General features: G+C 65.7%; 23 protein-coding genes. 17 read left to right on the plus strand and 6 right to left on the minus strand.

The annotated features are described in order from the left end of the window. Positions 1-6: 6 nt before the first annotated feature. The 9 genes from AC1VVK_RS20680 to AC1VVK_RS20720 all read left to right on the plus strand — a co-directional run bounded on the left by AC1VVK_RS20680 (position 7) and on the right by AC1VVK_RS20720 (position 10095). Entirely contained in the window at positions 7-1206 is a 1200-nt protein-coding gene (locus AC1VVK_RS20680; RefSeq protein ID WP_482906624.1) for a thiolase family protein, read from the plus strand. 139 nt (positions 1207-1345) lie between these two features. Beyond that, a complete protein-coding gene (locus AC1VVK_RS20685) occupies positions 1346-1927 on the plus strand; it encodes a cysteine hydrolase family protein (RefSeq protein ID WP_482906625.1) in 582 nt (193 codons plus the stop codon). Positions 1928-2179: 252 nt separating this feature from the next. Next, the gene (locus AC1VVK_RS20690) at positions 2180-3388 is read left to right on the plus strand and encodes an FAS1-like dehydratase domain-containing protein (RefSeq protein ID WP_132385939.1); all 1209 of its coding nucleotides are present in this window, start codon (positions 2180-2182) and stop codon (positions 3386-3388) included. A gap of 142 nt (positions 3389-3530) precedes the next feature. After that, positions 3531-4691, plus strand: coding sequence for a CoA transferase (locus tag AC1VVK_RS20695; protein ID WP_482906626.1), 1161 nt, complete (start codon positions 3531-3533; stop codon positions 4689-4691). Then, positions 4688-5875, plus strand: coding sequence for a CaiB/BaiF CoA transferase family protein (locus AC1VVK_RS20700; RefSeq protein WP_482906627.1), 1188 nt, complete (start codon positions 4688-4690; stop codon positions 5873-5875). Before AC1VVK_RS20695 ends, AC1VVK_RS20700 begins: the two co-directional genes overlap by 4 nt. Positions 5876-5924: 49 nt before the next feature. Further along, the gene (locus AC1VVK_RS20705) at positions 5925-6818 is read left to right on the plus strand and encodes an NAD(P)-dependent oxidoreductase (RefSeq protein ID WP_482906628.1); all 894 of its coding nucleotides are present in this window, start codon (positions 5925-5927) and stop codon (positions 6816-6818) included. A gap of 3 nt (positions 6819-6821) precedes the next feature. Next, positions 6822-7772: an SMP-30/gluconolactonase/LRE family protein gene (locus tag AC1VVK_RS20710; RefSeq protein WP_482906629.1), complete on the plus strand. Its 951-nt coding sequence runs from the start codon at positions 6822-6824 to the stop codon at positions 7770-7772. 2 nt (positions 7773-7774) lie between these two features. Continuing rightward, a complete protein-coding gene (locus AC1VVK_RS20715; protein WP_482906630.1) occupies positions 7775-8620 on the plus strand; it encodes an HTD2 family dehydratase in 846 nt (281 codons plus the stop codon). Next, positions 8617-10095: an aldehyde dehydrogenase gene (locus tag AC1VVK_RS20720; RefSeq protein WP_482906631.1), complete on the plus strand. Its 1479-nt coding sequence runs from the start codon at positions 8617-8619 to the stop codon at positions 10093-10095. Before AC1VVK_RS20715 ends, AC1VVK_RS20720 begins: the two co-directional genes overlap by 4 nt. Positions 10096-10289: 194 nt before the next feature. Here AC1VVK_RS20720 and AC1VVK_RS20725 read toward each other — a convergent pair whose 3' ends face one another. After that, positions 10290-11888, minus strand: a complete 1599-nt coding sequence (locus AC1VVK_RS20725; RefSeq protein WP_482906632.1) for an ABC-F family ATP-binding cassette domain-containing protein — start codon at positions 11886-11888, stop codon at positions 10290-10292. Positions 11889-12004: 116 nt separating this feature from the next. Here AC1VVK_RS20725 and AC1VVK_RS20730 point away from each other — a divergent pair, with 116 nt between their 5' ends. Next, a complete protein-coding gene (locus AC1VVK_RS20730) occupies positions 12005-12571 on the plus strand; it encodes a TetR/AcrR family transcriptional regulator (protein WP_132385945.1) in 567 nt (188 codons plus the stop codon). A gap of 57 nt (positions 12572-12628) precedes the next feature. Continuing rightward, complete coding sequence (locus AC1VVK_RS20735; RefSeq protein WP_482906633.1) at positions 12629-13597, plus strand: quinone oxidoreductase family protein; 969 nt, start codon at positions 12629-12631, stop codon at positions 13595-13597. Positions 13598-13645: 48 nt separating this feature from the next. On the opposite strand, the gene AC1VVK_RS20740 is transcribed toward AC1VVK_RS20735, so the two are convergent. Continuing rightward, the gene (locus AC1VVK_RS20740; protein ID WP_482906634.1) at positions 13646-15208 is read right to left on the minus strand and encodes an MltF family protein; all 1563 of its coding nucleotides are present in this window, start codon (positions 15206-15208) and stop codon (positions 13646-13648) included. A 122-nt stretch (positions 15209-15330) separates the two neighbouring features. Continuing rightward, positions 15331-15900 (minus strand): TetR/AcrR family transcriptional regulator, encoded by a 570-nt coding sequence (locus AC1VVK_RS20745; protein WP_482906635.1) that lies wholly within the window; start codon positions 15898-15900, stop codon positions 15331-15333. A gap of 122 nt (positions 15901-16022) precedes the next feature. Here AC1VVK_RS20745 and AC1VVK_RS20750 point away from each other — a divergent pair, with 122 nt between their 5' ends. The 5 genes from AC1VVK_RS20750 to AC1VVK_RS20770 all read left to right on the plus strand — a co-directional run bounded on the left by AC1VVK_RS20750 (position 16023) and on the right by AC1VVK_RS20770 (position 21897). Next, positions 16023-18053 carry a molybdopterin-containing oxidoreductase family protein gene (locus tag AC1VVK_RS20750; protein WP_482906636.1) on the plus strand — a complete coding sequence of 677 codons (2031 nt, stop codon included), beginning with the start codon at positions 16023-16025 and terminating at the stop codon, positions 18051-18053. Positions 18054-18226: 173 nt separating this feature from the next. Then, positions 18227-18610 (plus strand): YidH family protein, encoded by a 384-nt coding sequence (locus tag AC1VVK_RS20755; RefSeq protein ID WP_482906637.1) that lies wholly within the window; start codon positions 18227-18229, stop codon positions 18608-18610. A 193-nt stretch (positions 18611-18803) separates the two neighbouring features. Next, positions 18804-19661 (plus strand): TIGR03620 family F420-dependent LLM class oxidoreductase, encoded by an 858-nt coding sequence (locus tag AC1VVK_RS20760; protein WP_482906638.1) that lies wholly within the window; start codon positions 18804-18806, stop codon positions 19659-19661. A 17-nt stretch (positions 19662-19678) separates the two neighbouring features. Next, entirely contained in the window at positions 19679-20917 is a 1239-nt protein-coding gene (locus AC1VVK_RS20765) for an MFS transporter (RefSeq protein ID WP_482906639.1), read from the plus strand. A gap of 110 nt (positions 20918-21027) precedes the next feature. Beyond that, positions 21028-21897 carry an aldo/keto reductase family oxidoreductase gene (locus AC1VVK_RS20770; protein WP_482906640.1) on the plus strand — a complete coding sequence of 290 codons (870 nt, stop codon included), beginning with the start codon at positions 21028-21030 and terminating at the stop codon, positions 21895-21897. 15 nt (positions 21898-21912) lie between these two features. On the opposite strand, the gene pncB is transcribed toward AC1VVK_RS20770, so the two are convergent. Beyond that, positions 21913-23217, minus strand: a complete 1305-nt coding sequence (gene pncB / locus AC1VVK_RS20775; protein WP_132385954.1) for a nicotinate phosphoribosyltransferase — start codon at positions 23215-23217, stop codon at positions 21913-21915. A gap of 11 nt (positions 23218-23228) precedes the next feature. Continuing rightward, positions 23229-23963 (minus strand): NUDIX hydrolase, encoded by a 735-nt coding sequence (locus tag AC1VVK_RS20780; RefSeq protein ID WP_482906641.1) that lies wholly within the window; start codon positions 23961-23963, stop codon positions 23229-23231. Positions 23964-24046: 83 nt separating this feature from the next. Here AC1VVK_RS20780 and AC1VVK_RS20785 point away from each other — a divergent pair, with 83 nt between their 5' ends. Next, positions 24047-24631, plus strand: a complete 585-nt coding sequence (locus AC1VVK_RS20785) for an isochorismatase family protein (protein WP_482906642.1) — start codon at positions 24047-24049, stop codon at positions 24629-24631. Between the two features lie 41 nt (positions 24632-24672). Here the strand turns inward: AC1VVK_RS20785 and AC1VVK_RS20790 are convergent, their stop codons facing one another. Then, entirely contained in the window at positions 24673-25506 is an 834-nt protein-coding gene (locus AC1VVK_RS20790) for an alpha/beta fold hydrolase (protein WP_482906643.1), read from the minus strand. Positions 25507-25919 lie beyond the last annotated feature (413 nt).

Genomic DNA, 25919 nt, shown 5'->3' on the forward strand with positions numbered 1-25919 from the left:
GATACCATGGCACGCAATCCTCTTCGCGATCGGGTCGCGATAGTCGGCATCGGCTCCAGCCCTTACGGGCGCGACTTGCAGCGTTCGGAGCTTTCGCTGGGGCTTGAAGCGGCGGTCAAGGCCATCGCCGACGCGGGCATAGACCGGCAGGAGATCGACGGCATTTGCGGTTCCGGCATGACCTCGCTGGCGATGGGAAATGCCGGATTCCTGAGCCTTCAGGGCGCGTTGGGGATAGAGCGCTGCACATGGGGCAAGAATGGCTGGCTCGGCTCGGCACTGGTCTACACGGTGGAGGCGGTGTTCTCCGGCCTGTGCGACATGGCGCTGCTGGTGCAGGCCAATGTGCGCTCGCCCGGCATGTCGCGCGCGGCCGCCCGCGACCCGTTCCGCGCCCGTGCGGCGCAGTTTGCGGGCATCGGCGGCGATGTGGGGCTGGGGGATTTCGCCAAGCGCTGGATCCACTCGGGCGAACCCTATGCCGCGATCATGCGGCGCTATTGCCACGATTTCGGCGTCAACAAGGACGCTTTCGCCATGCTCGCGGTGAACACCCGCAGCTATGGTGCGCTCAATCCCGAGGCGGTGTTTCAGTCGGCGCTCTCGCTGGAGGATTATCACGCCTCGCGCATGATCTGGGACCCGATGCAGGTGGCCGACATGGACGTGCCGTGCGACTGCGCCGAGGCGCTTGTCATCACCACGGCCGAGCGTGCGCGCGATCTTAATGTGAAGCCGGTTTTCGTGCATGCCGTGGCCCTGGGCGGCACGCGCATCGGCGAATATTACGAGAATTTCGCGGGCTGGCGGGACAATTCGTTCCAGGTTTCGATGTCCGGTCTGTGGGACCGCAGCGAACTGCGGCTGCCGGATATCGACCTGTTCTATCCCTATGACGGATATACGATGGACGCCATCGCCATCACCGAAGCTGCCGGTTACTGCGGCATCGGCGAGGCGACCGACTATTTCAGCACATCGTGGGACAGCACCCGCAATATCCTGATGCTCGACGGCCGCGTGCCCGTTCTGACCGATGGCGGCGGGCTTGCGCACGGCCGCGCGGGAGGGGCCAATCTCTATGCCGAGGCCGCGCGGCAACTGCGCGGAAATCTGGGCAATCGGCAGGTCCCCGGCGCGCAATCGGCGTTGATCGGCATCGGCAGCTTCTTCCACGATCCGGCGGCCGTCATCCTGCGCGCCTGAGCGCTGGATGGCATATCCGAGATTGACCCGACGTGGGGGGGCGATCTACCTGACTTTCACGCCATTTGTTGTCGCCATGTTTGGCTTCGGCGGAAAAGAATCATGAAAACAGGTGCTTAAAGGGAAGGCTGGCCTCGCGATGAAGACGACTCTGTTCCTTGTTATGGACATGATGAACGACCTTGTCGCCGAAGATGGCTTCAGCATGCAGACCTATGCCGCCGAAGTGCGCCGGCGCGGTGTGCTGGAGCATACCCGCGCCGCCATCGCCGCGGCCCGCGCGGCAGGCGCGTTGGTGGGCTACGTGCGCGTCGGGTTTTCGCCCGATTACCGCGAGGCGCCCGAAAGCTCGCCGATCTTCTCCGGCGCGCGCAAGAACGGGATTTTTCAGCTCGGCACGCCGGGCACCGAAGTCCATCCGGCGATCGCGCCGCAGCCGGGCGATTTCGACATCGTCAAGCACCGCGTCAGCCCGTTCTACGCCACCGCGCTTGAAGCGATTCTGCGCGCGCACAAGGTCGAGCGGATCGTGATGTCCGGCGTTTCCACGAATGGCGTTGTGCATTCCGGCGCGCGCGAGGCGCATGACCGCGACTACGAAGTGGTCATCCTTGAGGATTGCTGCGCCGGCGTCTCCGCGGACGAGCATATGCATGCTCTCGCCTGCCTTGGCCGCTTTGCCCGGATCGTCGAAAGCGGCGCGTTCGACTGGTCGGAATGACCTGAAAACGCCCGTTTTCGGGGCGTGACCTGAACGACACCTAACGTGACATGGGACATACCTGCGCGCCCTTTGCGCAGCCTTTACGCGCGCCTGCCGTCAGCGGGCAGTTACCGCCTCCGCGATCAATCGCGATCCGTCCTTCGCCGCCGCTGGACCTCGACCCCACCCGAAAATAATGCATTATCCATCATTGATGCAGATGCGGTGAGGGGAAGCCCCTTGCCCGATGGGAAAAGGGATCTCGAAATCATGGCTACCGTTACCAGCGAGAAGGAAGTCGGCGCCGCGCCCGCCGAAGGGAAGATCACCCCCGAGGCGATCAAGGCGGCCGAGAACATGATCGGCATGCAGCTCCGCCCTGAAGGCCCTTACCTTCAGGACGCGACCGAGGACACGATCCGCAACTTCTGCAACGGCATCGGCGATCTCAATCCGCTCTATCGCGATCTCGAAGTCGGCCGCCTGACTCGTCATGGCTCGATGCTGGCGCATCCGAACTTTCCGATGGCGTTCGGCTGGGTCGGTCGCACGCGCTGGGGTCTGCCGGGCGTCCACGGCTTCTACGCCGGGAACGACTGGGAAATGTTCCGCCACATCCGCCCGGGTGACCGCCTGACCGCCATCGAGCGCGTCGTCGGCGTCGAGGTGAAGGAAAGCCAGTTCTCCGGCACCCTCGTCCTCCAGTATGTCGAGGCCAGCTACTACAACCAGCGCGGCGAGCTTGTCGCCCGCGCGCTCGGCACCTGCACCCGCCACGAGCGCAAGGCCGCGCGCGAGGCCGGCAAGTATGCCGACATCAAGACCCACGAATATACGCCCGAAGAATTCGAGCACATCGATCAGGCTATTCTTGACGAAGAGAAGAACATTCGCGGCGGCAACGTGCGCTATTGGGAAGAAGTGCAGGAGGGCGAACAGCTTCCCGAAATCGTGCGCGGCCCGCTCAGCCTGATGGACACCATGGGCTTCCTGGTCGGCTGCGGTCGCGGTCATACCCACGGCGTGATCTTCAAGAACGCGGTGAAGCACCCGGGCCACTTCTTCCGCAACCCCGAAGCGGGCGGCGGCATCGAGTACACCGGCATCGGCCACCACCGCGAATCCACGGCCAAGGAAGTGGGCGTTCCGGGCGTCTACGATTACGGCCCGCAGCGTTCGGCATGGATGGCCAGCCTCATCACCAACTGGATGGGCGACGCCGGCTTCCTGAAGCGCATCAAGACCCGCATGAGCCGCTTCAACACCATGGGCGATTGCACCTGGGCGCGCGGCACCGTGACGCGCAAGTATATCAAGGACGGCCACGCTCTCGTCGATATCGAGATCAAGGGCGAGAACCAGCGCGGCGAACTGACCACACCGGGTCTGGCGACGGTGGTGCTGCCTTCGCTCGATCCGCAGATCAAGGTGTTCGTGGACGGTTCGGGCCTCGACCTCGAACTGCCGGTGGTACGCTGATGTCTTCCCCAAAACGGGGAGGGGGACCGCCCGCGCAGTGGGTGGTGGAGGGGGCTTGCGTCCTGACGCGATCTTGCTTGAGGACGCGACTCCCCTCCGTCAGCATTTCATGCTGCCACCTCCCCGGGACGGGGAGGACAAGATGACTGCGCCTCTCGATGGGCTCAGGGTCGTCGTCCACGCTTCGGGCGTGGCGGCGGCCTATGCGGCGCGCCTGCTGGGCGTGCAGGGGGCCGAAGTGATCTTCGTCGAACCGCCTTGCGGTTCGGTCCTGCGCGATGAACCTCCATTCGTTCCGTCAGGGGAGGGAGCGAAGCCCACTTCGGCCCTGTTCGCCTATCTCGCCGCAGGCGCCCGCAGCATGGTCTGCGATCTCACGGCGGACGAGGGGCAGGCCGCGTTGGGCGCCCTGCTCAGCGAGAGCGATATTTTCATCGACGATTCCCCGCTCGCGGGGAGGCAGGACCTGGGACTGGACGACCCGGCGCTTTCCGCACGCCATCCCCGACTCGTCCACGTCTCGGTCCTGCCGTTCGGCGCCCATGGTCCCAAGGCGCACTGGAAGGCGAGCGAGCTCAATCTCCAGCACGCCTCGGGCGAGGGCAACTTGCTGCCCAACGGCCTCTCGGTGGAGCTTTTCCCGGACCGCGCGCCGGTGAAGATCGCCGGGCACTTTGCTGAGATGCAGGGCGGCATCGCCGCTGCCCTTGGCGCCTTGTCGGCGCTCTGGGTGCGGGACGATCTGGGCGGCCAGTTCGTGGACATTGCCAGTCAGGATGCCTCCTTGGCCGTGGGCGCTTTCGCGATCCAGCGGCTGGGAGACGGGTCCATCGAGCACCGCGTCGAACGCTCGTTCCGTTACGGCGGCGTGGTCCCCTGCGCGGACGGTTTCGTGGAATTGCTGACGCTGGAGCAGCGGCAGTGGGATGGTCTAGTCAAGCTGCTTGGCAGCCCGCAATGGGCGCTCGATCCGGCGCTGGTGGATAGCCTTGATCGCAGCCGCCGGGGACCCGAGATCAACCGCCACATCCGCGAATGGGCCATCGTGCGCAAGGTCGACGATATCGTGGCGGAGGGGCAGAAGCTCTCGGTCCCCATCGCCCGCTACAAGACGCCCGCCGAAATCCTGCGGGGCAGTCAGGAACATCATCGCCGCCTGTTCCAGCCGGTGCCCGTTTCGGGAACCGGGCTGGTGAACATGCTGGTCTCTCCCGTCCACGTCGATGGCACGCCGCTTTCGCTGCGTGGCGGTCCGCCGGAACTTGGCGAAATGAACCACATCCCGGCCGAGGTGCTGTCATGACGCTCCCCTTGAAGGGTATCCGCATCGCCGATTTCACCGTGCACAACGCGGGGCCGTTCTGCACGCAATTGCTCTCGCAGCTCGGCGCCGAAGTGGTGAAAGTGGAAAGCGCGATGCGGCTCGATGCCTTCCGCAAACCGCACCCGGTCTATGGCCGCATGGGCCCGGCGACGTTCGATCAGGTCGCTTCCAACAAGCTTTCGGTGCGCATCAATCTGAAGAAGGCCGAGGGCGCGGCTTTGGCCAAGCGGCTCGTCGCCGTCTCGGACGTTGCGGCGGAAAGCTTCCGGCCCGGCGTGATGGACCGGCTGGGGCTGAGTTTCGCGGCCTTGCAGGCGGTGCGCCGCGATCTGGTGATGCTGTCGGTGTCCTCCTCCGGCCAGACCGGACCGGACAGCCACTTCGCCGGTTATGCGCCCCTGTTCGGTGCATGGGGCGGGCTGGGCGAACTGACCGGTTACGAGGACGGGCCGCCGGTCGAGATGCGCCATGTGATGGACCACACCGTCGGCATGAACGCTGCTGTTGCCGTTATGGCCGCGCTCCATCGCCGCCGGGTGACGGGCGAGGGCGGCCATGTCGATGTGGCCGCGCGCGAGGTTGCCGCCTCGCTGGTGGGCGAGGCGCTGTTGCTGGCCGCCGCGGGAGGAGAGCCCCGGCGTGCCGGCAACGACCATCCGCGCATGGCGCCGCACGGCGTCTATCCTGCATTGGGCGAGGATCGTTGGATCTCGATTGCCGTGGAAGATGACGCGCAGTGGCAGGCACTTTGCGCTGTGACCGGAATCGCGCCGGATGTGCGCTTTGCCAGCGAGGCGGGTCGTCATGCCCATCGCCGCGAACTGGATGGACTGGTTTCGGCCTGGACCGCGACGCTCCCGGCCGAGGATGCGGCGCGGTGGTTGCAGGCGGCGGGCGTTGCTGCCCATGCCTCGTGGACCACGCCCGAGATTGCCGCAGACCCCCACCTTCGCGCGCGCGGGGCGGTGGTCGAAGTCACCGAGCCGGACGGCAAGCGCCGTGCTGCGGTGGGCGTGCCGATGCGGCTGTCCAAGGGCGAAGATATCGGCATAGTTCGGGGCACCCCCGCGCTCGGCGAGCACGAGGATTATGTCTACGGCGAACTGCTTGGCATGGGCCGGGCGGAGCGCAATGCATTGGAAGAGGCTGAAGTGATCTATTGAAGACCTGATCGCAGGTACCTGAAACGCAAGAAGCAAGGACCTTGGGAAGATGACTGAAACGATACCCGTACTGGGTTTCATCGGGCTGGGCGTGATGGGCAGCGGCATGTGCGCGAATGCGGCGCGCAAGCATGCCGGGCCGCTCCACGCCTTCGACGTGAGTCCGGAGGCGCTGGCCGCGCAAGTCGCGAACGGAGCGATGGCGGCCGCCTCGATTGCCGATGTAGCGCGGGCGGCGCGCGTCATCTTCCTCTCGCTGCCCGGCGGCAAGCAGGTTCATGCGGTGTGCGAGGAGATCGCTGCCCATGCCGCGCCCGGCACCATCGTCGTCGATCTCTCCACCACCAGCGTGGCCGAGGCGCGCGCGGTGGCGGGCTTGCTGGCGGCCAAGAGCATCGCTTTCGCCGATGCGCCGGTGGCGCGCACGCGGCAGGCGGCCATCGACGGCACGCTCTCGATCATGGTTGGCGCGGATGAGGCGCTGTTCGCGCGGATCGAGCCGCTGCTGCGCTACATGGGATCGGACGTGACGCTCTGCGGCGATGTGGGCTGCGGGCAAGTGGTGAAGCTCATCAATAACACCCTGCTGTTCGAGCAAGTGGCCGCGCTGGCCGAGATGTTCGTCGTGGCGGAGCGTGCGGGCGTCGCTCCCGCCAAGCTGGTGGAGGCGGTTTCGCTGGGGTCCGGGGACAGCTTCGCGCTGCGCAACCATGGGCTGAAGGCGATGGTCCCGCGCCAGTTCCCGGAGAAGGCCTTTCCGATGCCCTATGCGGTCAAGGACCTGGGCTACACGATCGAACTCGCCGAGCAGATGGGCGTGGAGCCGCGCTTGCCGCGTCTTGCCGCCGAGTATTATCAGGCCGCCATCGATGCCGGGATCGGCCAAAGCTATTTCCCCGGGATCATCGAAGTGGTCGATCCGCGCACCGCAAAGGGGGCTTGAGCGATGGAATTGCGCAAGCTGGAATACCGCGTTGTCACCGATGGGCTGATCTTTCCCGAAGGCCCCATCGCCATGGCCGACGGCTCGGTACTGGTGGTGGAAATCAAGGGGACGCGGCTGATCCGCGTGCAGCCGGACGGGAGCAAGGAGGTCATCGCGCATCTGGGCGGCGGGCCCAACGGTGCCGCGATCGGGCCGGACGGGGCCTGCTATATCGCCAATAACGGCGGCTTCCACTGGATTACCGAGGATAATCAGGGCGTGAAGGGCTACAACCGCCCGCACGGCCGCGCGGCCGACTATACCGGCGGCGGCATCCAGCGCGTGGACCTCGAAACCGGGGAGGTGACAGCGCTCTACACCCATTGCGACGGCGTGCCGATCAACGGCCCCAACGACATCATCTTCGATGCGCAGGGCGACATGTGGTTCACCGATCACGGCAAGACCTACAACCGCGTGATGGACTGCGGTGTGCTCTATCATGCGGCGGCGGACGGTTCGTGGATCCGGCAGGCGGCGTTCCCGCTGATGACGCCCAACGGCTGCGGCCTCTCGCCCGACGAGAAGACGTTCTATGTCTCGGAGACCGAGACCGGGCGGCTGTGGCAATGGCCGATCCTGGCAGGCGGTGAGCTTGGCAAGAAGGCGTGGCCTTCGCCCAATGGCGGTACGATGCTGGGGCAGGCGACCGGCTACCAGCGCTTCGATTCCATGGCGCTGGAGGCGAACGGCAATATCTGCGTCGCCACGCTGGTGACGGGCGGGATCACCGTGTTCTCTCCCGAGGGTGAGAAGCTCGAATACTGGCAGGGGCCCGAGCCCTTTTGCACCAACATCTGTTTCGGCGGGCCGGACATGAAGACGGCGTGGATCACCATATCCGGCCACGGACTGCTGGTCGCCGTCGACTGGCCGCGCGCGGGCCTGCCTCTGCTCCATCAAAGGAACTGAACTTGAGCGAATTCGAAGACTGGATCGGCCGCAGCGTTTCGGTGACCGACGTGCTGGAACCCGCGCGCAGCAATGCCCTCGACGTGGCGCTGGGTGGAGACGGGGCCGGCAAGGCGGGCGACCCGCTGCCGCTACTGCACCACTGGCTCTATTTCTGGGACGTGAAGCCGCCGCAAGGCCTTGGTGCGGACGGGCATCCAGCCAAGGGCGGTTTCCTGCCGCCGGTGCAGCTGCCGCGCCGCATGTGGGCGGGCGGGCGTGTCTCGTTCGTGAAGCCGCTGCTGCTGGGGCAGACCGTCACCAAGACCTCGACGATCACGGCGATCAAGGAGAAGACCGGCAGCACCGGCAAGCTGGTCTTCGTCACGGTCCGCCACGATCTCGATGCGGGTGAGGGCATTGCCGTCAGCGAGGAGCAGGATCTCGTTTACCGCGAACCGGCCTCTGCCATGCTGCCCGCGCCGGTCGCCGCGCCTGCGCCGGATGTGGCCTGGCGCGAGGAGGTGAACCCGGATTCCGTGCTGCTGTTCCGTTACTCCGCGCTCACCATGAACGGCCACCGCATCCACTACGACCGCACGTATGCGATGGAGGAAGAGGCCTATCCCGGCCTTGTCGTCCACGGGCCGCTACAGGCGACGCTGCTGGTGGCGCTCGCCGCGCGCAGCCTCGACGCGCCGGTCACGGGCTTCGATTTCCGGGGCCAGCAGCCCGCATTCGACGGCGTGCCGCTCCACGTCTGCGGACAGACGACGGAAAGCGGCGCCGAAGTCTGGACGCAGCAGGGTGAGGCAAAGAACATGGTCGCCACCGTACGTACGTCGGTTCTGGCCGGGAGCGCATCATGACCGAGACTTACGGCCTCTTTATAGACGGCAAGTGGCGCCCGGCTTCCGACGGCGGCGCGCTTCCGGCGATCAATCCCTACGACCAGTCGGTCCATGCCCATATCGCCGTCGCCACGTCCGGCGATGTCGAGGATGCGATCTCCGCCGCGCGCCGCGCCTTCGATACCGTGTGGAGCAAGACCACGCCCGGCGAGCGGGCGAAACTGCTCAACAAGGTGGCCGACTTGCTTGATGCCGATGCAGACCGCATGGCGCTGCTGGAGACCACTGACAACGGCAAGGTGATCCGCGAGACGCACAACCAGATGGGCTATGCCGCGCGCATCTTCCGTTATTACGCGGGCTGGGCGGACAAGATGCATGGCGATGTCGTGCCGCTGGACCAGAAGGACACGCTCGATTTCGCGATCCGCGTGCCGTTCGGCGTGGTGGCCGCGATCACCGCGTGGAACTCGCCCGTCGCGATCCTGACCAACACGTTGCCCGCGGCGCTGGCGGCGGGCAACTGCGTGATCCTCAAGCCCAGCGAACATGCCTCCACCACCACGCTGGAAGTGGCCAGAATGTGCGAGAAGGCGGGCTTCCCGGCCGGTGTCGTGCAAGTCGTGACCGGCGCAGGGGACGTGGGGCGCGTGCTGAGCGAGAGCAAGCGGGTCGACAAGATCAGCTTCACCGGGAGCCCCGGCGTCGGCCGCCTGATTGCGCAGGCGGCGGGCGCGAACCTGAAGCCGGTAACGATGGAACTGGGCGGCAAGTCACCCAACATCGTGTTCGACGATGCCTACTTCGACTGCGCGCTGATCGGCGCGCTGGCGGGCATTTTCGGCGCCACCGGGCAGACCTGCATCGCCGGATCGCGCCTGTTGGTCCAGCGCGGCATCTATGAGCGCATGGTGGACGGCCTTGCCAAACGCGCGGCGCAGATCCGCATGGGCGACCCGCGCCTGCCCGAGACCGAGATGGGCACGGCCGCCAACCAGCCGCAGTTCGAGAAGATCCTCTCCTTCATCGAAGCCGCCAAGGGCGACGGCGCGCGCCTTGTTGCGGGCGGTGGCCGGGCCGAGGGTCCGGGGCTGGAGAAGGGCTTCTTCATCGAGCCGACCGTTTTTGCGGACGTGCGCAACGACATGAAAGTCGCCGCCGAGGAGATCTTCGGCCCGGTGCTGTCGATCATTCCCTTCGAGGATGAGGACGAGGCGGTCCAGATTGCCAACGACACGCCTTATGGGCTGGCGAGCGGCGTCTGGTCCGAGAACATCAGCCGCTGCATGCGGATGACGCGGGCGATCCAGTCGGGCGTGGTTTGGGTCAATACCTACCGTGTGGCCGCTCCCCAGGCACCGTTCGGGGGGATGAAGGATTCCGGCTTCGGGCGCGTGCGCGGGGAGGCGGGGATTCTGGAGTTCACCCAGACGAAGAATGTGTTCATCGACTTTTCGGGCGACCGGCGCGATCCGTTTTCGATGAAGTTCTGAGGGCGCGCGCAACCAAGCTCCTCCCCTGCAAGGGGAAGGGGACCGCCCGAAGGGTGGTGGAGGGGTGTCGCGCCCTCAGTAGAGAGCCACGCCGAAAGCTGGACACCCCTCCGTCAGCCCTAACCGGCTGCCACCTCCCCTTGCGGGGGAGGAAAACGGGGGCTTGTCACCTTCCCCGGCGGGGGGATCTCAGCTCACCCCAACCCGAACCGCCGCGAAACGCCGATGGCATCGAGGAACGCCTCGTCATGGCTCACCACCAGCAGCGCGCCGTCGTAAGCCCGCAGGCCCGCCTCCACGGCTGCAATGGAATCGAGATCGAGGTGGTTGGTCGGCTCGTCCAGCATCAGCAGCGGCGGCGGTTGAACCCCGCCGAGCACGCAGGCCAGCGCCGCGCGCAGGGTCTGGCCGCCGGAGAGCGTGCCGACCACGCGGTCCGCCGCCGAGGCGCGGAACTGAAAGCGTGCCAGCGCGGCGCGGCGGCCGTTGTCGTCCATGCCCGGATTGAGCCGCGCGAAGTTCTCGACGATCGATGCAGCGGGATCGAGCAGCGAGAGCCGCTGGTCGAGGAAGGCGAACGGCACCAGAGTCCCGGCGCTGCCCGACCACGGCGCACTGCGCCCGGCAACGAGCGCGAGCAGGGTGGACTTGCCCGCCCCGTTCGGCCCGGTGACGGCAGCCCGCTCGGGCCCGGTGAGGGCAAGGTTCACGCCCTTGAGCAGTGGCACGCCTGGTTCATGGCCAAATGTCGCGCCGCGCACATCCAGCACGCGCTGCCCGGCGGCAAGCCCGGTCGGCGCCAGTGTGACGGAAAGCGTCTCCAGCCGCTCGACGCGCCCTTTCGCGTCCTCCAGCCCTTGCGAGGCCGCCTGTTCGATGCGGTCGGCCAGGCGGGCATTGTCGCCGCCGCTCTTCTCCGCCCGGTCGCGCCGGGCGCCGGCAAGGATGCGGGGCATGTCTCCCCGCGCGGCCTTGCGGCTGCCCGCCGCATCGCGCCGCTGCTTGCGCTCGACAGCGACTTGCGCCTTGCGCTTGACCTCGGAAATGCGCCGTTCGGCCGCGGCAAGATCCTGTTCGGCGGCGGCGAGTTCCACGGCCTTGCGCTCGCGATAGGCGCTCCAGTTGCCGCCGTAGCGCGCGGCGCCCAGCGTGGTTATCTCGACAATGGCATCCATCGCTTCCAGCAGTTCGCGGTCATGGCTGACCACCACGGCGCCCGCGCGCCAGCCTTCCAGCAATTCGCGCACCGCGCGGCGCCCCTCGCGGTCGAGGTCGTTGGTCGGTTCGTCCAGCAGCAGGAAATCAGGCCGCGCGAAGACCGCGCCCGCCAGCGCCACGCGCGTACGCTGCCCGCCGGAAAGCGCGGCAAGCCGGGTTTCGGGCGCCATGTCGAGACCCACTTGCGCCAGCGCTTCGGCAAGGCGCGCCTCCAGCGTCCAGTCGGCCTCGGCCAGTTCGTCGAGCGTGGCGGTGCCCGCCTCCGCGCGCCGCAGCACGGCAAGGGCCGGGGCGATGTCCATGAGATCGGCAATGGTCTCTTCGGGCGAGACCTGGACGATCTGCCGCATCGTGCCGATGGTTCCGGAACGGATCACCTGCCCGCGCTCGGGTTCGAGCGTGCCGGTCAGCAGGCGCAGCAGCGTGCTCTTGCCCACGCCGTTGCGGCCAACGATCCCCGCGCGCTCGCGGCTGAAGTCGATGGAAAGGTGCGTGAGCACGGGCTGACCGTCGGGCGTGGACCACGAGACGTCGGCAAGCGAAAGCGAAGATACGATTCTGGAAGGCGCAGGCATGGGGATTCCCTGAAGGCAAGGCGGTTGGGGCGTTGCGGTCAGGGGCGGATCACATGCGGCGAATCTCTCGTCAGTTCGTTATTGAATGGTCGTTCCAATAACCTTATATGCGGCGCATGGCAAGACCCCGCACTTTCGATGTCGACGCCGCCCTCGATGCGGCCATCGCTGTATTTCAGGAGCATGGCTTCGAAGGCACTTCGGCGCAGATGCTGGTCGCGGCGATGGGGATCGGGCGGCAGAGCCTTTACGATACGTTCGGGGACAAGTGGCAGCTCTACCAGCAGGTCCTGCGCCGTTACGTCCTGGCGGAGGGGCAGGCCCACCGCGCCGCCCTGCGCACTGGGCCTCGCGCGGTCGACGGGATCGAGGCGATGGTAGCGCGCGTGGTGCGCGAGGCGGCGGTGCCTTGTCTGGGTGTGGGCTCGATTGCGGAATTCGGCTGCTCGCATCGCGAACTCAACACGATCAATGCCGCTGCCGACCGTGCCTTGCGCGCCGGGTTGATCGAGCGGATCGAGGCCGCGCAGGCTGAGGGCGATCTGGCCGCAACGCTCGATCCCGATGCGGCGGCGACTTACCTTATCGCCAGCTTTGCCGGTATCCGCCTTGCCGCGCGGGGCGGCGCGGAGGGTGCGCAACTGGATGCGCTCGGCGGCATGGTCATGCGCGCGCTGCGCTGATCCGGCCGCCCCTTTCTTTGATTTATTATGGAACGATCGTTCAAGAAAGGAATCAAGATGCAGGCAGTAGTGATGAACGGCATCGGCGGCGCCGACCGGCTGGAATTCGTGGAATGGCAGGAGCCGGTGCCCGGCCCCGGCGAAGTGCTGGTCGAAGTGGCGGCCGCAGGTGTCAACTTCATGGACATCGGCGTGCGGCAGGGCATGGCCTGGAACGAGACGCCCGATCCCAAGGTGCTCGGCGTCGAGGGCGCGGGCCGGGTGATCGCGCTGGGCGAGGGCGTCGGTGATTTCGCGGTGGGTGACCGGGTGGCGTGGGTCTACCTTCCCGGCAGCTATGCGCAGCGCGTGGTCGCGCCGGTCGATGCGCTGGTCCGCGTGCCGGATGTGATAGACGGCCGAACCGCTGCTGCCGTGATGATGCAGGGCCTTACCGCAAGCCACTTCGCGACGGACTTCTATCCGGTGCAGCCCGGCGATGTGGCGCTGGTCCATGCCGCGGCGGGCGGGTTGGGGCTCTTGCTGACGCAGATCGTCAAGCTGCGCGGCGGCACGGTTATCGGCCGCGTCTCCCGCGCGGACAAGGTCGCCGCCGCGCGCGCGGCCGGGGCCGATCATGTCGTCGTCGATGCGGACGGGAATTTCGCCGAAGAGGTACTGGCGCTGACCGGCGGGGAGGGCGTGAACGTGGTATTCGACGGGTCGGGCCCCGCCACTTTTGCCGGGTCGCTGGCAGTGCTGCGCCGTTCGGGGACGTTCTGCTGGTACGGCCCGGTGCTGGGCGGGCCGGGGCCCATCGACGTGATGAGCCTGCCGAGGAGCATCAAGCTGGGTTATGCGGTCTTCTCCGACCACATCGCAACCCCGGCGCTACTGCGCGAGAAGTCGGCGCAGCTGTTCGACTGGATCGCGCAAGGCAAGTTGAAGATCCACATCGGCGCGACCTATCCGCTGCGCGATGCGGCGTGGGCTCACACGGACATGGAGGGTCGCCGCACGACGGGCAAGCTGCTGCTCATTCCCTGATCCGTGAACCGACCCCCGGCGGTGGAGGCGTCGCCGGGGCAGTCGGGTTCAGTGCAGCGTCTTCTCGAGTTGTTTCTTGGCCGCGTCGCGACGGGTGCGTTCGTCCAGAACGAGGCGGTAGGCGATGTAGTACTTGTAGATATTGCTGACGTAAGTGGGCGTCTCGACGCCGATCTTCTCCATGGCGACGCGCTCGACATTGCCGAACCAGACGTTCGGGTTGAGGCCCCGCTCCGCGGCGATCTGGCGCAGTTGGCGAATGCGGCCGGCGCCGGCGTTGTAGGCGGCGAACGTGAACAGTCCCTTGTTGAGATCGTCCATCGGCTCATTTTCGAAGTAACGGTTGCGCATGAAGCGCATGTATTTCACGCCGGCGTGAATATTCGGCTCCAGCTTGCGGATGTCGCCGACTTCCTGCTCGGCGCCCGTGGTGGGCATGAGCTGCATGACGCCGATCGCGCCGACATGGCTCTTGGCATCGTTGTTGAGGTGGGACTCCTGATAGCCCTGCGCGGCCATCAGCAGGAAATCGAACTTGTACTGGCTGCCGTACTTGCGAAACAGATCGACCATGGACAGGAATTTCTGGCGCTGGTCCGTCGATGTCGCGTCGGTGACGAACTGGGTGTTCTGGAGGTAACGCTTGCTCAGCACCCGGCCGATGACGGAGTTGAGGCCGTCCTTGGCGATGAAGCCGTTGAGCGCGGTACGCAGCTGCGGATTGCCCTTGCGCACGGCGACGGCCAGATTTCCGCCGGTCCGCAAGGCGATATCCTTGTGAATATCCAGCTTGGGCAGGACCTGATGCCAGAAATTCGCGAGATAGTCGTCCACCACGGTCGCGGGGACGAGGCCGGCATTGACCATTTCGAGTATATCGTCGTCTTCAAGCGTCTCGGGCGCCGCCTTGATGTCGACCGGTTTTTTCCCCTGCGCCACAAGGCGCTGGTTGAGCGCTTCCAGACTGTTGAAATAGCTGGAACTCTTCCGCACGAAGACTTGCCGTCCCGACAGGTCTTCCAGCGAACGGACCGGCGGGGTGCCGGGCGCAGTGACCAGAAGTTCGCTGACGTTCCGGCGCGTCGGATCGGTGAAGTCCACCAGTTTCTGGCGTTCCGGCGTAGTGGTCAGCTGGCCGATGACGAAGTCCACTTTCCCGTCGCGCAGGGCCGGGAGCAGCATGTCCCGTTGCATCGGAATGGGGATGACGTGCACTTCCGGGTTCTTGGGCGGCCCGTATAGCTTGTTGAGCCGGTCCTCCATCAAGGTAATGTATTCGTAGGACAATCCCTTCTGGGAGCCTTTGTCGATGAAGTAGAACGATCGGTTGTAGGTGACGCCCACACGAATGATGCGGCGCTTGATCATTTCGTCGAGGTCGCCGGTGAAGGGTTTGTCGACTAGGGAGCGCAATTCGGGGGGAAGGGCCACTTCGGAGCGCGGAACGTCGTCCTTGACGGCCTGCTCCTGCTTCTGTTGTTCGGACGGGGTGGCCGATTTCTTCTGGTTACAGGAACTGGCCAGCGTCAGGAGGATCAGGGCCGCGATACGGAGGCGGCCCGAACGGCGGAGTTCGCTGCGGGTAAGGTCGGCTGGCGGGCTCTTTCGCATGGCGTTTTCCTGGCGGTCCCGGTGACTATCTCAGCATATGTCCCTATCCGGCGGGCCTGTGCATCCGGATTAACCATGAGGCGGCGTGGGTTGTTGATGTAGAGCGGAAATTTCGGCGGCGCTCAGCGATCGTCGGCGGCGTCTCCGCTGCCATCGACGATGGCTTGCAGCGATCGCGCCAGCCAGCGCAGCGAGTGTTCGGGAATCGGCCCCTCGTGCAGGCCCTGCATCTGGATCGCGAAGCCGCTGAGCAGCGCGAACATGTCCATCGCGCGCTCGGCGGCATGGGGAGGGCCCAGCCATTCCATCAGCGGCTCGATCATCTCCCGGCGCGAGACGCGCATGGCCACTTCGCGGGATTCGGGATGGGCCAGCGCGAGCACCAGCATCACGGTGATGTCGGCATTGCTGCGATCGGGGATCAGCCGGGCCATTGCTTCGCCGAACCCGGCCTTTTCCTGGCTGAATACCGTGTTGGCCCGCACCACATGCATCAGCGCATGTTCGAACAGGCGGGCCTTGGTGCCGAAGTATTTGCTGATGAGCGATGGCGCCACGTCGGCGCGTTCCGCAATTTCGCGCAGGCTGGCCTGCGCATAGCCGAGCCGTGCAAACGTCGCGGCGGCGACGGTAACAATGCGCTCCTGTGTCGCGGCCAGGTTGCGGCGCTTCGGAACGATCGGTTTGTCCATTGCGGACGGCCTATCCATCATCCCGGGCGTTGACAAGATGCACTAAGTGGCCGACTGACCACTTATGCGGAATCGCGTTCGTCGATGCGGCTTCGCATGCTGCCAAAGCCGGGAGAGGTTACGTGCAGGACACCAGCAGCAAGCGTACTTATTGCCGCGTCTGCACCAATCAGTGCGGCATGGTGGTGGAACTGGAAGACGATCGGATCGTCAAGGTCAGGGCGGACCGGGACCACCCGCTCAGCAAGGGTTACAGCTGCCCCAAGGGGCGCGCGCTCGGCGGCATTCACCACCATCCCGATGCGATAACCCGGCCGATGATGCGCAAGCAGGGCGTGCTGGTGGAAGTGGACTGGGAGGAATGTCTGGACGACATCGCCCAGCGGCTGCGCGCGGTGATCGATGCGCACGGCCCCGGCGCGGTGGGCGTCTATTTCGGCAGCGGGCTGGGCATGGATGCTTCCGGCTATCACATGGTCGATGCCTTCCATAAGGCGCTCGGCACGGCGCCGAAGTTCTCGCCGCTGACCATCGATGGCACAGCCAAAGTCTTGGTGGCGACCATGGTCGGCGGCTTCCCCGGCCTTTCTCCTAAGACCGACAACGACGATGTGGAGATGCTGCTCTATGTCGGCGTCAATCCCATGGTCAGCCACGGCCACAACACTGGCATGTTCAATCCGGCAGGCCCGATCCGCGCGGCGGCGAAGCGGGGCGAGGTCTGGACGATCGATCCGCTCTTCACCGAGACGGCGAAGTTCTCCACCCGCCACATCGCACCCTATCCGGGCAGGGACTATGCGATCCTGGCGTGGCTGGTGCGCGAAATTCTGGATGGCGGGCCGATGGACCTTGCGCAGCCGGTGCAGGGGCAGGAGGAACTGCGCGCGGCACTCGCCGGGTTCGACCGGGCGAAGGCGGCGGCTATCGCGGGGGTGCCGGAGGAGGATCTGGCCGATCTGCTTGCGGCGATCCGGCGCAAGGGGCATGTCGTGGTCGAGACCGGTACCGGGGTGACGATGGCGGATTCCGCCAATGTCACGCAGTGGCTGGCCTGGGTGCTGATGATCCTGACGGGCCGTATGAACCGCAAGGGCGGGGCCTGGTTCCATCCCGGCTTCATCACCTGTTACGACAGTTTCGAACTCCCGGTGATGGAGCATCCCTTCACGCCCGGCGCACCGACGATGCCGGAAGTGAACGGGATGATCGGCGACTGGCCCTGCGCCGCGCTGCCGGGCGAGATCGCCGCCGGAAATATCCGGGCGATGATGAACTTCGGCGGCAGTCTGCTGCGCTCATTTCCCGATACCAATCTGCTCCGGCGCAATCTCGAAACGCTGGACCTTAATGTCACGTTCGAGATCATCGCCAACGAGACGACCGCGCTTTCCACCCATGTCCTGCCGACCAAGGATCAGGTTGAGCGGGCGGATATCTCGTTCTGGGATACGCTCGCGGGCAGCGTTTCGCTACTCTACACGCCGCCGGTCGTGGCGCCGCAGGGGGAGCGGCGCTCGGCGTGGTGGGTGATCGCGCAGCTCATGAAGCGCGCTGGCATGCCCGTCGCTCCGCATGTGCCTGCCAGCGATCTCGACGCGGGGGCGGACGATGCGATGCTGGCATCGCTGATGCCCTATGCGCGCGCCGGTTTCGACGAACTCGCGCGCGAGGGCGCGATCACGAAACCGCTGGAATTCCCCGGAAAATGGGTGGACGACCATGTCGATCGCATGGGCGGCTGGCGTTTGGCGCCCGAGGTTCTCGTGGCTACCTGGCACGCGTTGCTGAAAGACGACGAGGCCCGGATCGGGCGCGCGCACCCGCTGTGCTTCATTTCCCGGCGTCAGCGGCGCAAGCTCAATGCCGCGCTCAGTTTCCTGGGCAGCCCGGCCGACATCATTCTCCATCCGCGCGACGCCGAAGCCTACAGGATCGTGCATGGCGATCCCGTGCGCGTGTCCACGACGCGCGGCGAAATCGTGCTGACCGCCAATGTGAGCGACACGATCCGCCCCGGCGTCGCCTCGATCCCGCACGGGCACGAGACGGCCAATGTCAATCTCCTGACCAGTACCAGCGAGGTCGACCGGACGACCGGGATGGTGCGCTACACTGGCATTCCGATAGAGATCGCGCCTGCCTTGGGCTAGGCCCTCGGTGCTCGCGTCCCGCGCGACCGAGGGTTTATACCGATGGGAGCGCGCTGCCTTGTCGCTAGTTTTCCTTCGTCTCCGAAGGAGGAAACGATGCCCGCCACCGTGTGTCCGATGAAGATCATCGAAGGCCGTGCCCACCGGACGAATTCACTGCGGGGAGAACCGCGATGACGGAGTCCGCTCACAAGCCCATGCGCCCGTCGGATCTGGGCGAGCTGCGCACGGTCATGGCGGCGGACCGGACGCTGATGGCGTGGATACGAACCGCGCTGTCGATGTTCAGCTTCGGCTTCACGATCTACAAGGTCTTGCAGTCGATGGCGGAGGCCGGGACCATCGCCTCGTCCCGAAGCGCGCAGACCGCTGGGCTGGTGCTGGCGGGTCTGGGCGTCACGGCGATCCTTCTGGGCTCGTTCGGCTATTGGCTGACACTGAAGGATCTTCAGAAAGTGGGCGAATTCCGGCTCGGCCGCCCGGTGCTGGTCATGGCGGCGATCATGTCGGTTCTGGGCATCCTGCTTTTCATCGGCATCGCCAAGCGGGCGGTCTAGCGGTTCCGACTTCCCGCGCGATAACGCCCCGGCGTTTCGGGATCGGGCCGATGGTGGGCTAGGCTCACGCATTGACGCCGAAAGGCGAAAAACCGGACAAGGTCGTACGCATGGAATTTCCCGCGATCGGAGACGCTGAGACTCGCGAGCATGCCGCGCTTCGGGGCACCGTTACGGTCAAGGATCTGGCGCGATGACGGCTGGAATCGGCCGGGTTGGCGTGTGGTCGCTCGAACTGCGTTTCGGAGATCGCGACGCGGCGAGTGCCGCCGCTGCGGAACTTGAGGCGCTGGGCTATTCGGCGCTGTGGGTGCCCGGCGGCATTGGCGGCGACATTACCGGCGATATCGACCATCTCCTCGACGCCACCACGCGCGCGACGATTGCGACCGGAATCCTCAATATCTGGAAGCACGATCCCGTAGAGATTGCCGACTGGTGGAAGGCCTTGCCTGAAGACAGGCGTGCGCGCGTGCTGCTCGGCCTCGGCGTGAGCCATGCGCATATCGTGGGTGAGGCTTACGCAAAGCCGCTTGCGGTGATGCGGGACTATCTCGACCGGCTGGACGAAGCCGGCCTGCCGTCCGAGGCGCGCTGTCTTGCCGCGCTGGGGCCGAAGATGCTGGAACTTGCAGGTGCGCGCACGCGCGGCGTCCATCCCTATCTGGTGACGCCCGCTCACACCGCCATTGCCCGCGAAGCCGTGGGTCCGGACAGGCTGGTCGCGCCCGAGCAGGGCGTGATCCTCGAAACCAATCCCGAGCGCGCGCGTACCATCGGCCGCGCGGCGCTCGCGAATTACCAGACTTATCCGAACTATCAGAACAACTGGCGGCGACTGGGCTTTACTGACGAGGAAATCGCGTCGGCCAGCGACCGCCTAATCGATACGCTGTTCGCCTGGGGCGATGCGGAGGCCATCGCCGCGCGCGTGAACGAACACTTCACCGCCGGAGCGGACCATGTCTGCATTCAGGCGATCACCGGAGCCGGCCTCGATATGGCGCCGGCGCTTGAGGTATTACGGGAATTGGCACCAGCACTGCACTGAGGCCGCGAGAGGATGCAATGACATATCTGGGTGAGCTGCGCCGTAACTGGCGACCGCTGTTGGCCGCAACGATCGGCATGGGTAGCGGCATGTCGCTGGTGGGCGTTATCACCAGCACCATCGCGCCGTCGCTGGTGGCGGACGTGGGCTGGTCGAAGGCCGATTTCGCAATGGTGGGCAGCCTTGCGCTGATCATGTCGTTCGTCTTTCCGTTCATCGGGCGGCTGACCGATCTGTTCGGCGTTCGCCGCACGGCGCTGATCGGGCAGGTCGTGCTGCCGCTGGTCTATCTGGCCTATAGCCTGATGGACGGTCGGCTGGGCGTCTACATGGTGATCTTCGCGGTCCAGAGCGTGATCTGCGTGACGACCACGTCCACCGTCTACACGCGCCTGCCGGTGCAATATGTGAAGAACGCGCGTGGTCTGGCGCTGGCGATCGTCGCGTCCGGCCCGGCGCTGGCGGGCATCGTCATCGCGCCGCTGCTCAACGACTATGTCGAGCTTCACGGCTGGCGTGCGGCCTATCAGGCGGTGGCGATCTTCACCGCGATTGCCGGTCTGGCGACATTCCTGCTGATCCCTGCCAGCAGCGCGCCCGCAAAGTCCGGCACGGCGGCGCCCAAGCGCCGCGCGCGTGAGGACTATCCGGCGATCTTCCGCATGCCCGCTTTCTGGATCCTGCTGGGGGCGATGCTGCTCTGCAATCTGCCGCAGACCATCATCCTCGTTCAGCTCAAGCTGCTGCTGCTGGCCAACGGCGTTACGGGCGAAGGCGCGGGGGTCATGCTCAGCACGGTGTCGGTGGGCATGCTGGCCGGGCGCTTCGTCACCGGCGTCGCGCTGGACCGGTTCCCGCCCTATTTCGTGTCTTTCGTCAGCCTCGCGCTGCCAAGCCTGGGTCTGTTCATCATCGCCTCGAGCCTGGACGCGCCGGCGGTCCTGACCGCCGCCGTGTTCTGCCTCGGCTTCGCATTCGGTGCCGAGGGTGACATTGTCGCCTTCCTCGTTGCCCGCCACTTCGGCGTCGAGATCTACAGTTCGACGCTTGGCCTGCTGACGGCGGCGATGTCGTTCTCGACCGCCGCGGGCGCGGCGCTGCTGAGCTATACGCTGGCCCGTACGGGTGGTTACGAGACGTTCCTGGTGATCGTCGGCTGTGCGGTGCTGGCCGGGGCAGCGATGATCCTGCTGCTCGGCCGCGCCGCGCCGGTGCGGATTCCGGTTGCCGAGGGATTGGCGCCGCGCGCGTCTTGACCAGGTGCTTCTCTTCGCCCTATTTGATGGGTGGGACGGAGGCACTATTGTGCGGCGCAGGCGGTTCTTGAACGCCTGCTGCCCGTGCGTGCATCCAAGGACATCCGTACATGACCGATATCAGCAAGGCCGGCAGCTACGTTCTGGGCGATCGCAGCGTGCGGCGCATGGGCTATGGCGCCATGCAACTCGCGGGCCCCGGCGTTTTCGGCCCGCCGCGCGACCATGACGCCGCCGTGCGCGTGCTGCGCGACGCGCTGGAGGCCGGCGTCAACCACATCGACACCAGCGACTTCTACGGACCCCACGTAACCAACCGGATCATCCGCGAGGCGCTTCATCCTTATGCCGACGATCTCGTCATCGTCACCAAAGTGGGCGCGGTTCGCGGCGAGGACGCCTCATGGATGCCCGCGCAGAGCCCGGCGGAGCTGGGTCAGGCGGTTCACGACAACTTGCGCAATCTCGGGCTCGACGTGCTCGATGTGGTGAACCTGCGCGTCATGGGCGATGTCCATGCGCCCAGCGAGGGATCGATCGAGGCGCAGTTCTCCGCGCTGGCGGAACTGCGCCAGAAGGGCCTGATCCGCCATCTGGGCATGAGCAACGCGACCGCCGCGCAGATCCAGGAAGCACAGGCCATCGCCCCGGTCGTCTGCGTGCAGAACCTCTACAACCTCGTCACCCGCACGGACGAGGCGCTGGTCGATAGCCTAGCGGCGCAGGGCATTGCCTATGTGCCGTTCTTCCCGCTCGGCGGCTTCACGCCGATCCAGTCGCAGGCCCTCTCGGACCTTTCGGCGGAACTGGAGGCGACACCGCTGCAACTGGCGCTGGCGTGGCTGCTGGCACGCTCGCCCAACATGCTGGCGATTCCCGGAACCTCCAGCCCGGCGCACCTTGCGCAGAACCTTGCGGCAGCCGAACTCGAACTCACGCCCGAGGTGATGGCGCAACTGGAGCAGATCGCCGCAGATTGATCGGTGGGCCGGGCGTCAGACCGTCACTTCGGCGGCCTGACGTCCCGCCTCTCCGAAGACCCGCAGGTAGCGTTCGATCTCGGCCGGATCGCCAGTGGCCTTGGCGGGGTTGTCCGACAGTTTGACGGCGGGCCGCCCCTCGGCCTCGGTCACCTTGCAGACTAGCGAGATCGGGTCGAGCCCGTCGGTCTGGAACGGCGCGCAGCCCCGAAAGTCGTTGGTGAGGTTGGTCCCCCAGCCGAAGCTCATGCGCACGCGGCCGTGGAAGTGGCGGTAAGTGGCCTCGATGCTGTCCACGTCCATCCCGTCCGAGAAGATCAGCAGCTTTTCGCGCGGGTCGCGGCCCTGTTCCTGCCACCAGCGGATGATCTGCTCGCCGCCTTCGATGGGCGGCGCGCTGTCCGGGCGGAAGCCGGTCCAGTCAGCCACCCATGCAGGCGCGTTCCGCAGAAAAGCGGCAGTGCCGAACGCATCAGGCAGGACGACCAGCAGGTTGCCGGCATAGTGGTCTTGCCAGTCGCGCAGCACGCGGTAGGGCGCTTCGGCCAGCGCCGCATCGTCGGGCGCCAGCGCGGCGAGCACCATCGGCAGTTCGTGGGCATTGGTGCCGATTGCCTCAAGATCCGCATCCATCGCCAGCAGCACATTGGAGGAGCCGATGAAACGCTCGCCAAGGCCCTCTTTCAGCGCTTCGACGCACCAGCGCTGCCACAGGAAGCCATGGCGGCGGCGCGTGCCGAAGTCGGAGATGACAAGGTCGGGCAGCTTGCTGAGCCGTTCCACCTTCTCCCACAATTTGGCCTTGCCGCGTGCATAGAGCACGTCCAGCTCGAAACGGCCGCGTCCCTTCATCGCCGCGCGCGAGCGCAGTTCGTTGATGATCGCCAGCGCCGGGATTTCCCACATCATCGTGTGCGTCCAGGGGCCGTGGAAGCGCAGTTCGTACTGCCCGTCGACCTTGCGGAGATCGTATTCGGGAAGCTGGAACGTGGCGAGCCAAGCGATGAAATCCGGGCTGAACATCTGCCGCTTGCCGTAGAAGCTGTTGCCCGCCAGCCAGATCAGCTCCTTCTTGCCGAACCGCAGCGAGCGCGCATGATCGAGCTGGGCGCGCAGCTCCTGCTCGTCGATCACCTCGGCAAGGCGGACCTTTTTCGTGCGATTGATCAGCTCGAACGTCGCGTGCACGTCCGGATGAAGCTGGCGGACCATCTGCAACATCAGCAGCTTGTAGAAATCGGTATCGAGCAGGCTGCGCACGACCGGATCGAGCCGCCAGTTGTGGTTGTACGTGCGCGTGGCGATGTCGGTATAGACCATGGGAAACCTGTTCAGCCGGAAATGGGAAGACTGCGAAACCGGAAGAGTTCGGCGGGGCGGAAGGAGGAGCCGGTCTCGCGCTCTCCGGTCGGCTCCAGCCAGCCCCGGTCGAGCATGCGGCGGCGGAAGGCCGGCTTGTTGAGCGGCACGCCCAGGATCGCCTCGTGTACGTCCTGCAAGGCGCGCAGGGTAAACCGCTCGGGCAGGAGCGCGAAACCAACCGGCGAACAGTCGATCTTGCCGCGCAGACGCTGCACGGCAAGGCCAAGGACTTGCGCGTGGTCGAACGCGAGGGGGAGTGTGCCGTTCTCGCTCCATGCTTCGCCCGGCACGTCTCCCGAAGTGCGCGGCACGGCGATACGGGCGAGGGAGAGGCTGCTGTCGGCTTTCAGCGCAGCGGCGAAACAGTCGGCGGGAAGCAGTGCGAAATAGGCCACCGAGATGACCCGCGTGCGCGGATCGCGGTCCACGGCGCCGAATGTGTAGAGCTGTTCGACATAGGCGCCCGCCATGTGCGCCTTGTCTCCCAGCACGCGGCGCGCGGCCTCGTCCAGACCCTCGTCCATCCGCACGAAGCCGCCGGGAAGCGCCCAGCGGCCGGCGAAAGGCGGTTCCTCGCGCCGGACCAGCAGCGCCGCGGGGGCTCTGCCAATCACCGACATCAGCACGAGGTCGACCGCAACCGAAGGCCGGTCATAGGCGCCGGGATCGTATCCCGTCAGGAATTCGGCTTCGCTCAAAGCCATGATGCACCCTTATGTTCAGGTTGCACTTTACTTATTCGCGATTTGAATATAAGTCAATGGGCTCAGCGTAGGGAGTCGTGACGATGGCCGGTTTCGTGATCGTGGTGGACATGCAGCGCGACTTCGTGATGGCCTTGGGCGCACTGCCCGTGCCGGATGCCGAGGCAATCGTCGCGCCCATGCAGCAATGGCTGGCGGCGCTCGATCCGCAGGATACGGCGGGCGTGCTGATGACGTTCGATACCCATGTGCCGGAAGCCTACGTGGGTTCGCCGGAGGCGGAGGCGTTTCCGATCCACTGCGTGCGCGGCACGGCGGGGTGGGAAACCGTGCTCGATCCCGCGCTCATCGATCCGGCGATTTCGGTGCATGCATTGGAAAAAGGCGTGTTCGACATGTGGGCGGAGCCGGGGATCGCGATCTGTCCGCTCGGCGGCGGAGAAGGCGTGGACCGCGACGCGTTCTTCGCGCGGCTGGCCGCTTCGGGCGTGCGCAACGTGACGGTGGTCGGCGTGGCGGCGGACTACTGCGTTCGCTGGGCGGCAGACGGTCTGATCGCGCGCGGGTTTGCCGTGGCGCTTCCCGCCGCACTCACGCGCGGTATCGGGCAGGGCATCGATGCGGTGGCCGAGGATTTGCAGGCGCGCGGCGAAGTGACGCTGGTCTGAGTGGCTTGGCGAGCAGGCAGGCCTGCTCGCCAAGATGATCGTCAGTCGCGGGCGAAGGCGAGCAGGTCGGCGTTGAGGCGGTCCTGATGCGTCTTGGGGAAGCCGTGCGGGGCGTCCTCGTAAGCGATCAGCGTGGCATTGGGCAGGATTTCGGCGGCGCGCTTGCCGGTGATCTCGAAGGGCACGACTTCGTCGCCGGTGCCGTGGATGACGAGCGCGGGGATCTCGATGTGCTTCATTTCCTCGCGGAAGTCCGAGGCCCAGAACTGCTCGACGCAGGCATAAAGTGCATTGATGTCGGCCGCCATGCCCTGCCTCCAGAAGTCCATGCGCCAGCCTTCGCTCTTGGGCGCGCCTTCTTTGTGCATGCCGAAGAACACGTCGGGGAAGTCGAGGAAGAACTGCGAGCGGTTGTCGATGAGCGCCTTGCGGACACCGTCGACCACTTCGATCGGCACGCCGTCGTCATTGCCGTTCACCGCGCCCATCAGCGGCGTGACCGCGCCGAGCAGCACCATCTTGGAGACACGGCCGGTGCCGTTCGAACCGGCGTGGCGGGTGATGTAGCGGGTGATTTCACCGCCGCCGGTCGAGTGGCCGACAAGGATCGCATCGTTCAGATCGAGGTGCTTGATGACCGCTGCCAGATCGTCGGCATAAGTATCCATGGTGTTGCCGGTGGCGCTGGCGTCCGAGCGGCCGTGGCCGCGGCGGTCATGCGCGATGACCCGGAAGCCGTTGTTGGCAAGGAACTGCATCGTGCCGTCCCAGGCATCCGAGCTGAGCGGCCAACCGTGCGAGAAGACGATCGGACGGCCCTGTCCGAAGTCGCGGTAGAAGATGCGGGTGCCGTCGGTGGTGGTCACATATGCCATGATGCTGATCCTTGCTGGGAGGGCCGGTAAAAAGGTGTAAGTCGCTGCGTTTGCTGCGGTAAATGGACACTATGAGGAAACCCGGTTTGGAAAAATCCCGATAAAACCTCTGTATACGTTCTATGAAATGGAAAAGATCACGCGTTTGCGCGCGTCTGGTCCTTGCCGGGCAGCGCGATGTCAGGGCGGCATGAGAAATCTTCCGTATGTCACTGCCAGATATGCACGAATGCTTTCTCGCGGTGCGGATCTGGTTTACAGTCGCGCCGACTACGCCGCCGGTCGGGGCCATTTGGCGGCTATCCTTCAAGAACAAGATGCGGCCATTTCTGGCCGTAGCGACAAACAGGATCTTTCACGGCCCGCTGAGGTGTGTCTCAAGCGAAGTAGATAGTCCGCATTACTGCGCCGCG

This window comes from Novosphingobium sp. BL-S-32, from assembly GCF_056857055.1.

What these genes read in the sequence shown, in the direction of transcription:
- AC1VVK_RS20710 (WP_482906629.1), top strand. Translation starts at nt 6,822, where the DNA reads ATGGAATTGCGCAAGCTGGAATACCGCGTTGTCACCGATGGGCTGATC.
- AC1VVK_RS20680 (WP_482906624.1), top strand. Translation starts at nt 7, where the DNA reads ATGGCACGCAATCCTCTTCGCGATCGGGTCGCGATAGTCGGCATCGGC.
- AC1VVK_RS20785 (WP_482906642.1), top strand. Translation starts at nt 24,047, where the DNA reads ATGGCCGGTTTCGTGATCGTGGTGGACATGCAGCGCGACTTCGTGATG.
- AC1VVK_RS20720 (WP_482906631.1), top strand. Translation starts at nt 8,617, where the DNA reads ATGACCGAGACTTACGGCCTCTTTATAGACGGCAAGTGGCGCCCGGCT.
- AC1VVK_RS20735 (WP_482906633.1), top strand. Translation starts at nt 12,629, where the DNA reads ATGCAGGCAGTAGTGATGAACGGCATCGGCGGCGCCGACCGGCTGGAA.
- AC1VVK_RS20690 (WP_132385939.1), top strand. Translation starts at nt 2,180, where the DNA reads ATGGCTACCGTTACCAGCGAGAAGGAAGTCGGCGCCGCGCCCGCCGAA.
- AC1VVK_RS20765 (WP_482906639.1), top strand. Translation starts at nt 19,679, where the DNA reads ATGACATATCTGGGTGAGCTGCGCCGTAACTGGCGACCGCTGTTGGCC.
- AC1VVK_RS20695 (WP_482906626.1), top strand. Translation starts at nt 3,531, where the DNA reads ATGACTGCGCCTCTCGATGGGCTCAGGGTCGTCGTCCACGCTTCGGGC.
- AC1VVK_RS20755 (WP_482906637.1), top strand. Translation starts at nt 18,227, where the DNA reads ATGACGGAGTCCGCTCACAAGCCCATGCGCCCGTCGGATCTGGGCGAG.
- AC1VVK_RS20740 (WP_482906634.1), bottom strand. Translation starts at nt 15,208, where the DNA reads ATGCGAAAGAGCCCGCCAGCCGACCTTACCCGCAGCGAACTCCGCCGT.
- AC1VVK_RS20760 (WP_482906638.1), top strand. Translation starts at nt 18,804, where the DNA reads ATGACGGCTGGAATCGGCCGGGTTGGCGTGTGGTCGCTCGAACTGCGT.
- AC1VVK_RS20725 (WP_482906632.1), bottom strand. Translation starts at nt 11,888, where the DNA reads ATGCCTGCGCCTTCCAGAATCGTATCTTCGCTTTCGCTTGCCGACGTC.
- AC1VVK_RS20730 (WP_132385945.1), top strand. Translation starts at nt 12,005, where the DNA reads ATGGCAAGACCCCGCACTTTCGATGTCGACGCCGCCCTCGATGCGGCC.
- AC1VVK_RS20780 (WP_482906641.1), bottom strand. Translation starts at nt 23,963, where the DNA reads ATGGCTTTGAGCGAAGCCGAATTCCTGACGGGATACGATCCCGGCGCC.
- AC1VVK_RS20745 (WP_482906635.1), bottom strand. Translation starts at nt 15,900, where the DNA reads ATGGACAAACCGATCGTTCCGAAGCGCCGCAACCTGGCCGCGACACAG.
- AC1VVK_RS20700 (WP_482906627.1), top strand. Translation starts at nt 4,688, where the DNA reads ATGACGCTCCCCTTGAAGGGTATCCGCATCGCCGATTTCACCGTGCAC.
- AC1VVK_RS20790 (WP_482906643.1), bottom strand. Translation starts at nt 25,506, where the DNA reads ATGGCATATGTGACCACCACCGACGGCACCCGCATCTTCTACCGCGAC.
- pncB (WP_132385954.1), bottom strand. Translation starts at nt 23,217, where the DNA reads ATGGTCTATACCGACATCGCCACGCGCACGTACAACCACAACTGGCGG.
- AC1VVK_RS20705 (WP_482906628.1), top strand. Translation starts at nt 5,925, where the DNA reads ATGACTGAAACGATACCCGTACTGGGTTTCATCGGGCTGGGCGTGATG.
- AC1VVK_RS20685 (WP_482906625.1), top strand. Translation starts at nt 1,346, where the DNA reads ATGAAGACGACTCTGTTCCTTGTTATGGACATGATGAACGACCTTGTC.
- AC1VVK_RS20770 (WP_482906640.1), top strand. Translation starts at nt 21,028, where the DNA reads ATGACCGATATCAGCAAGGCCGGCAGCTACGTTCTGGGCGATCGCAGC.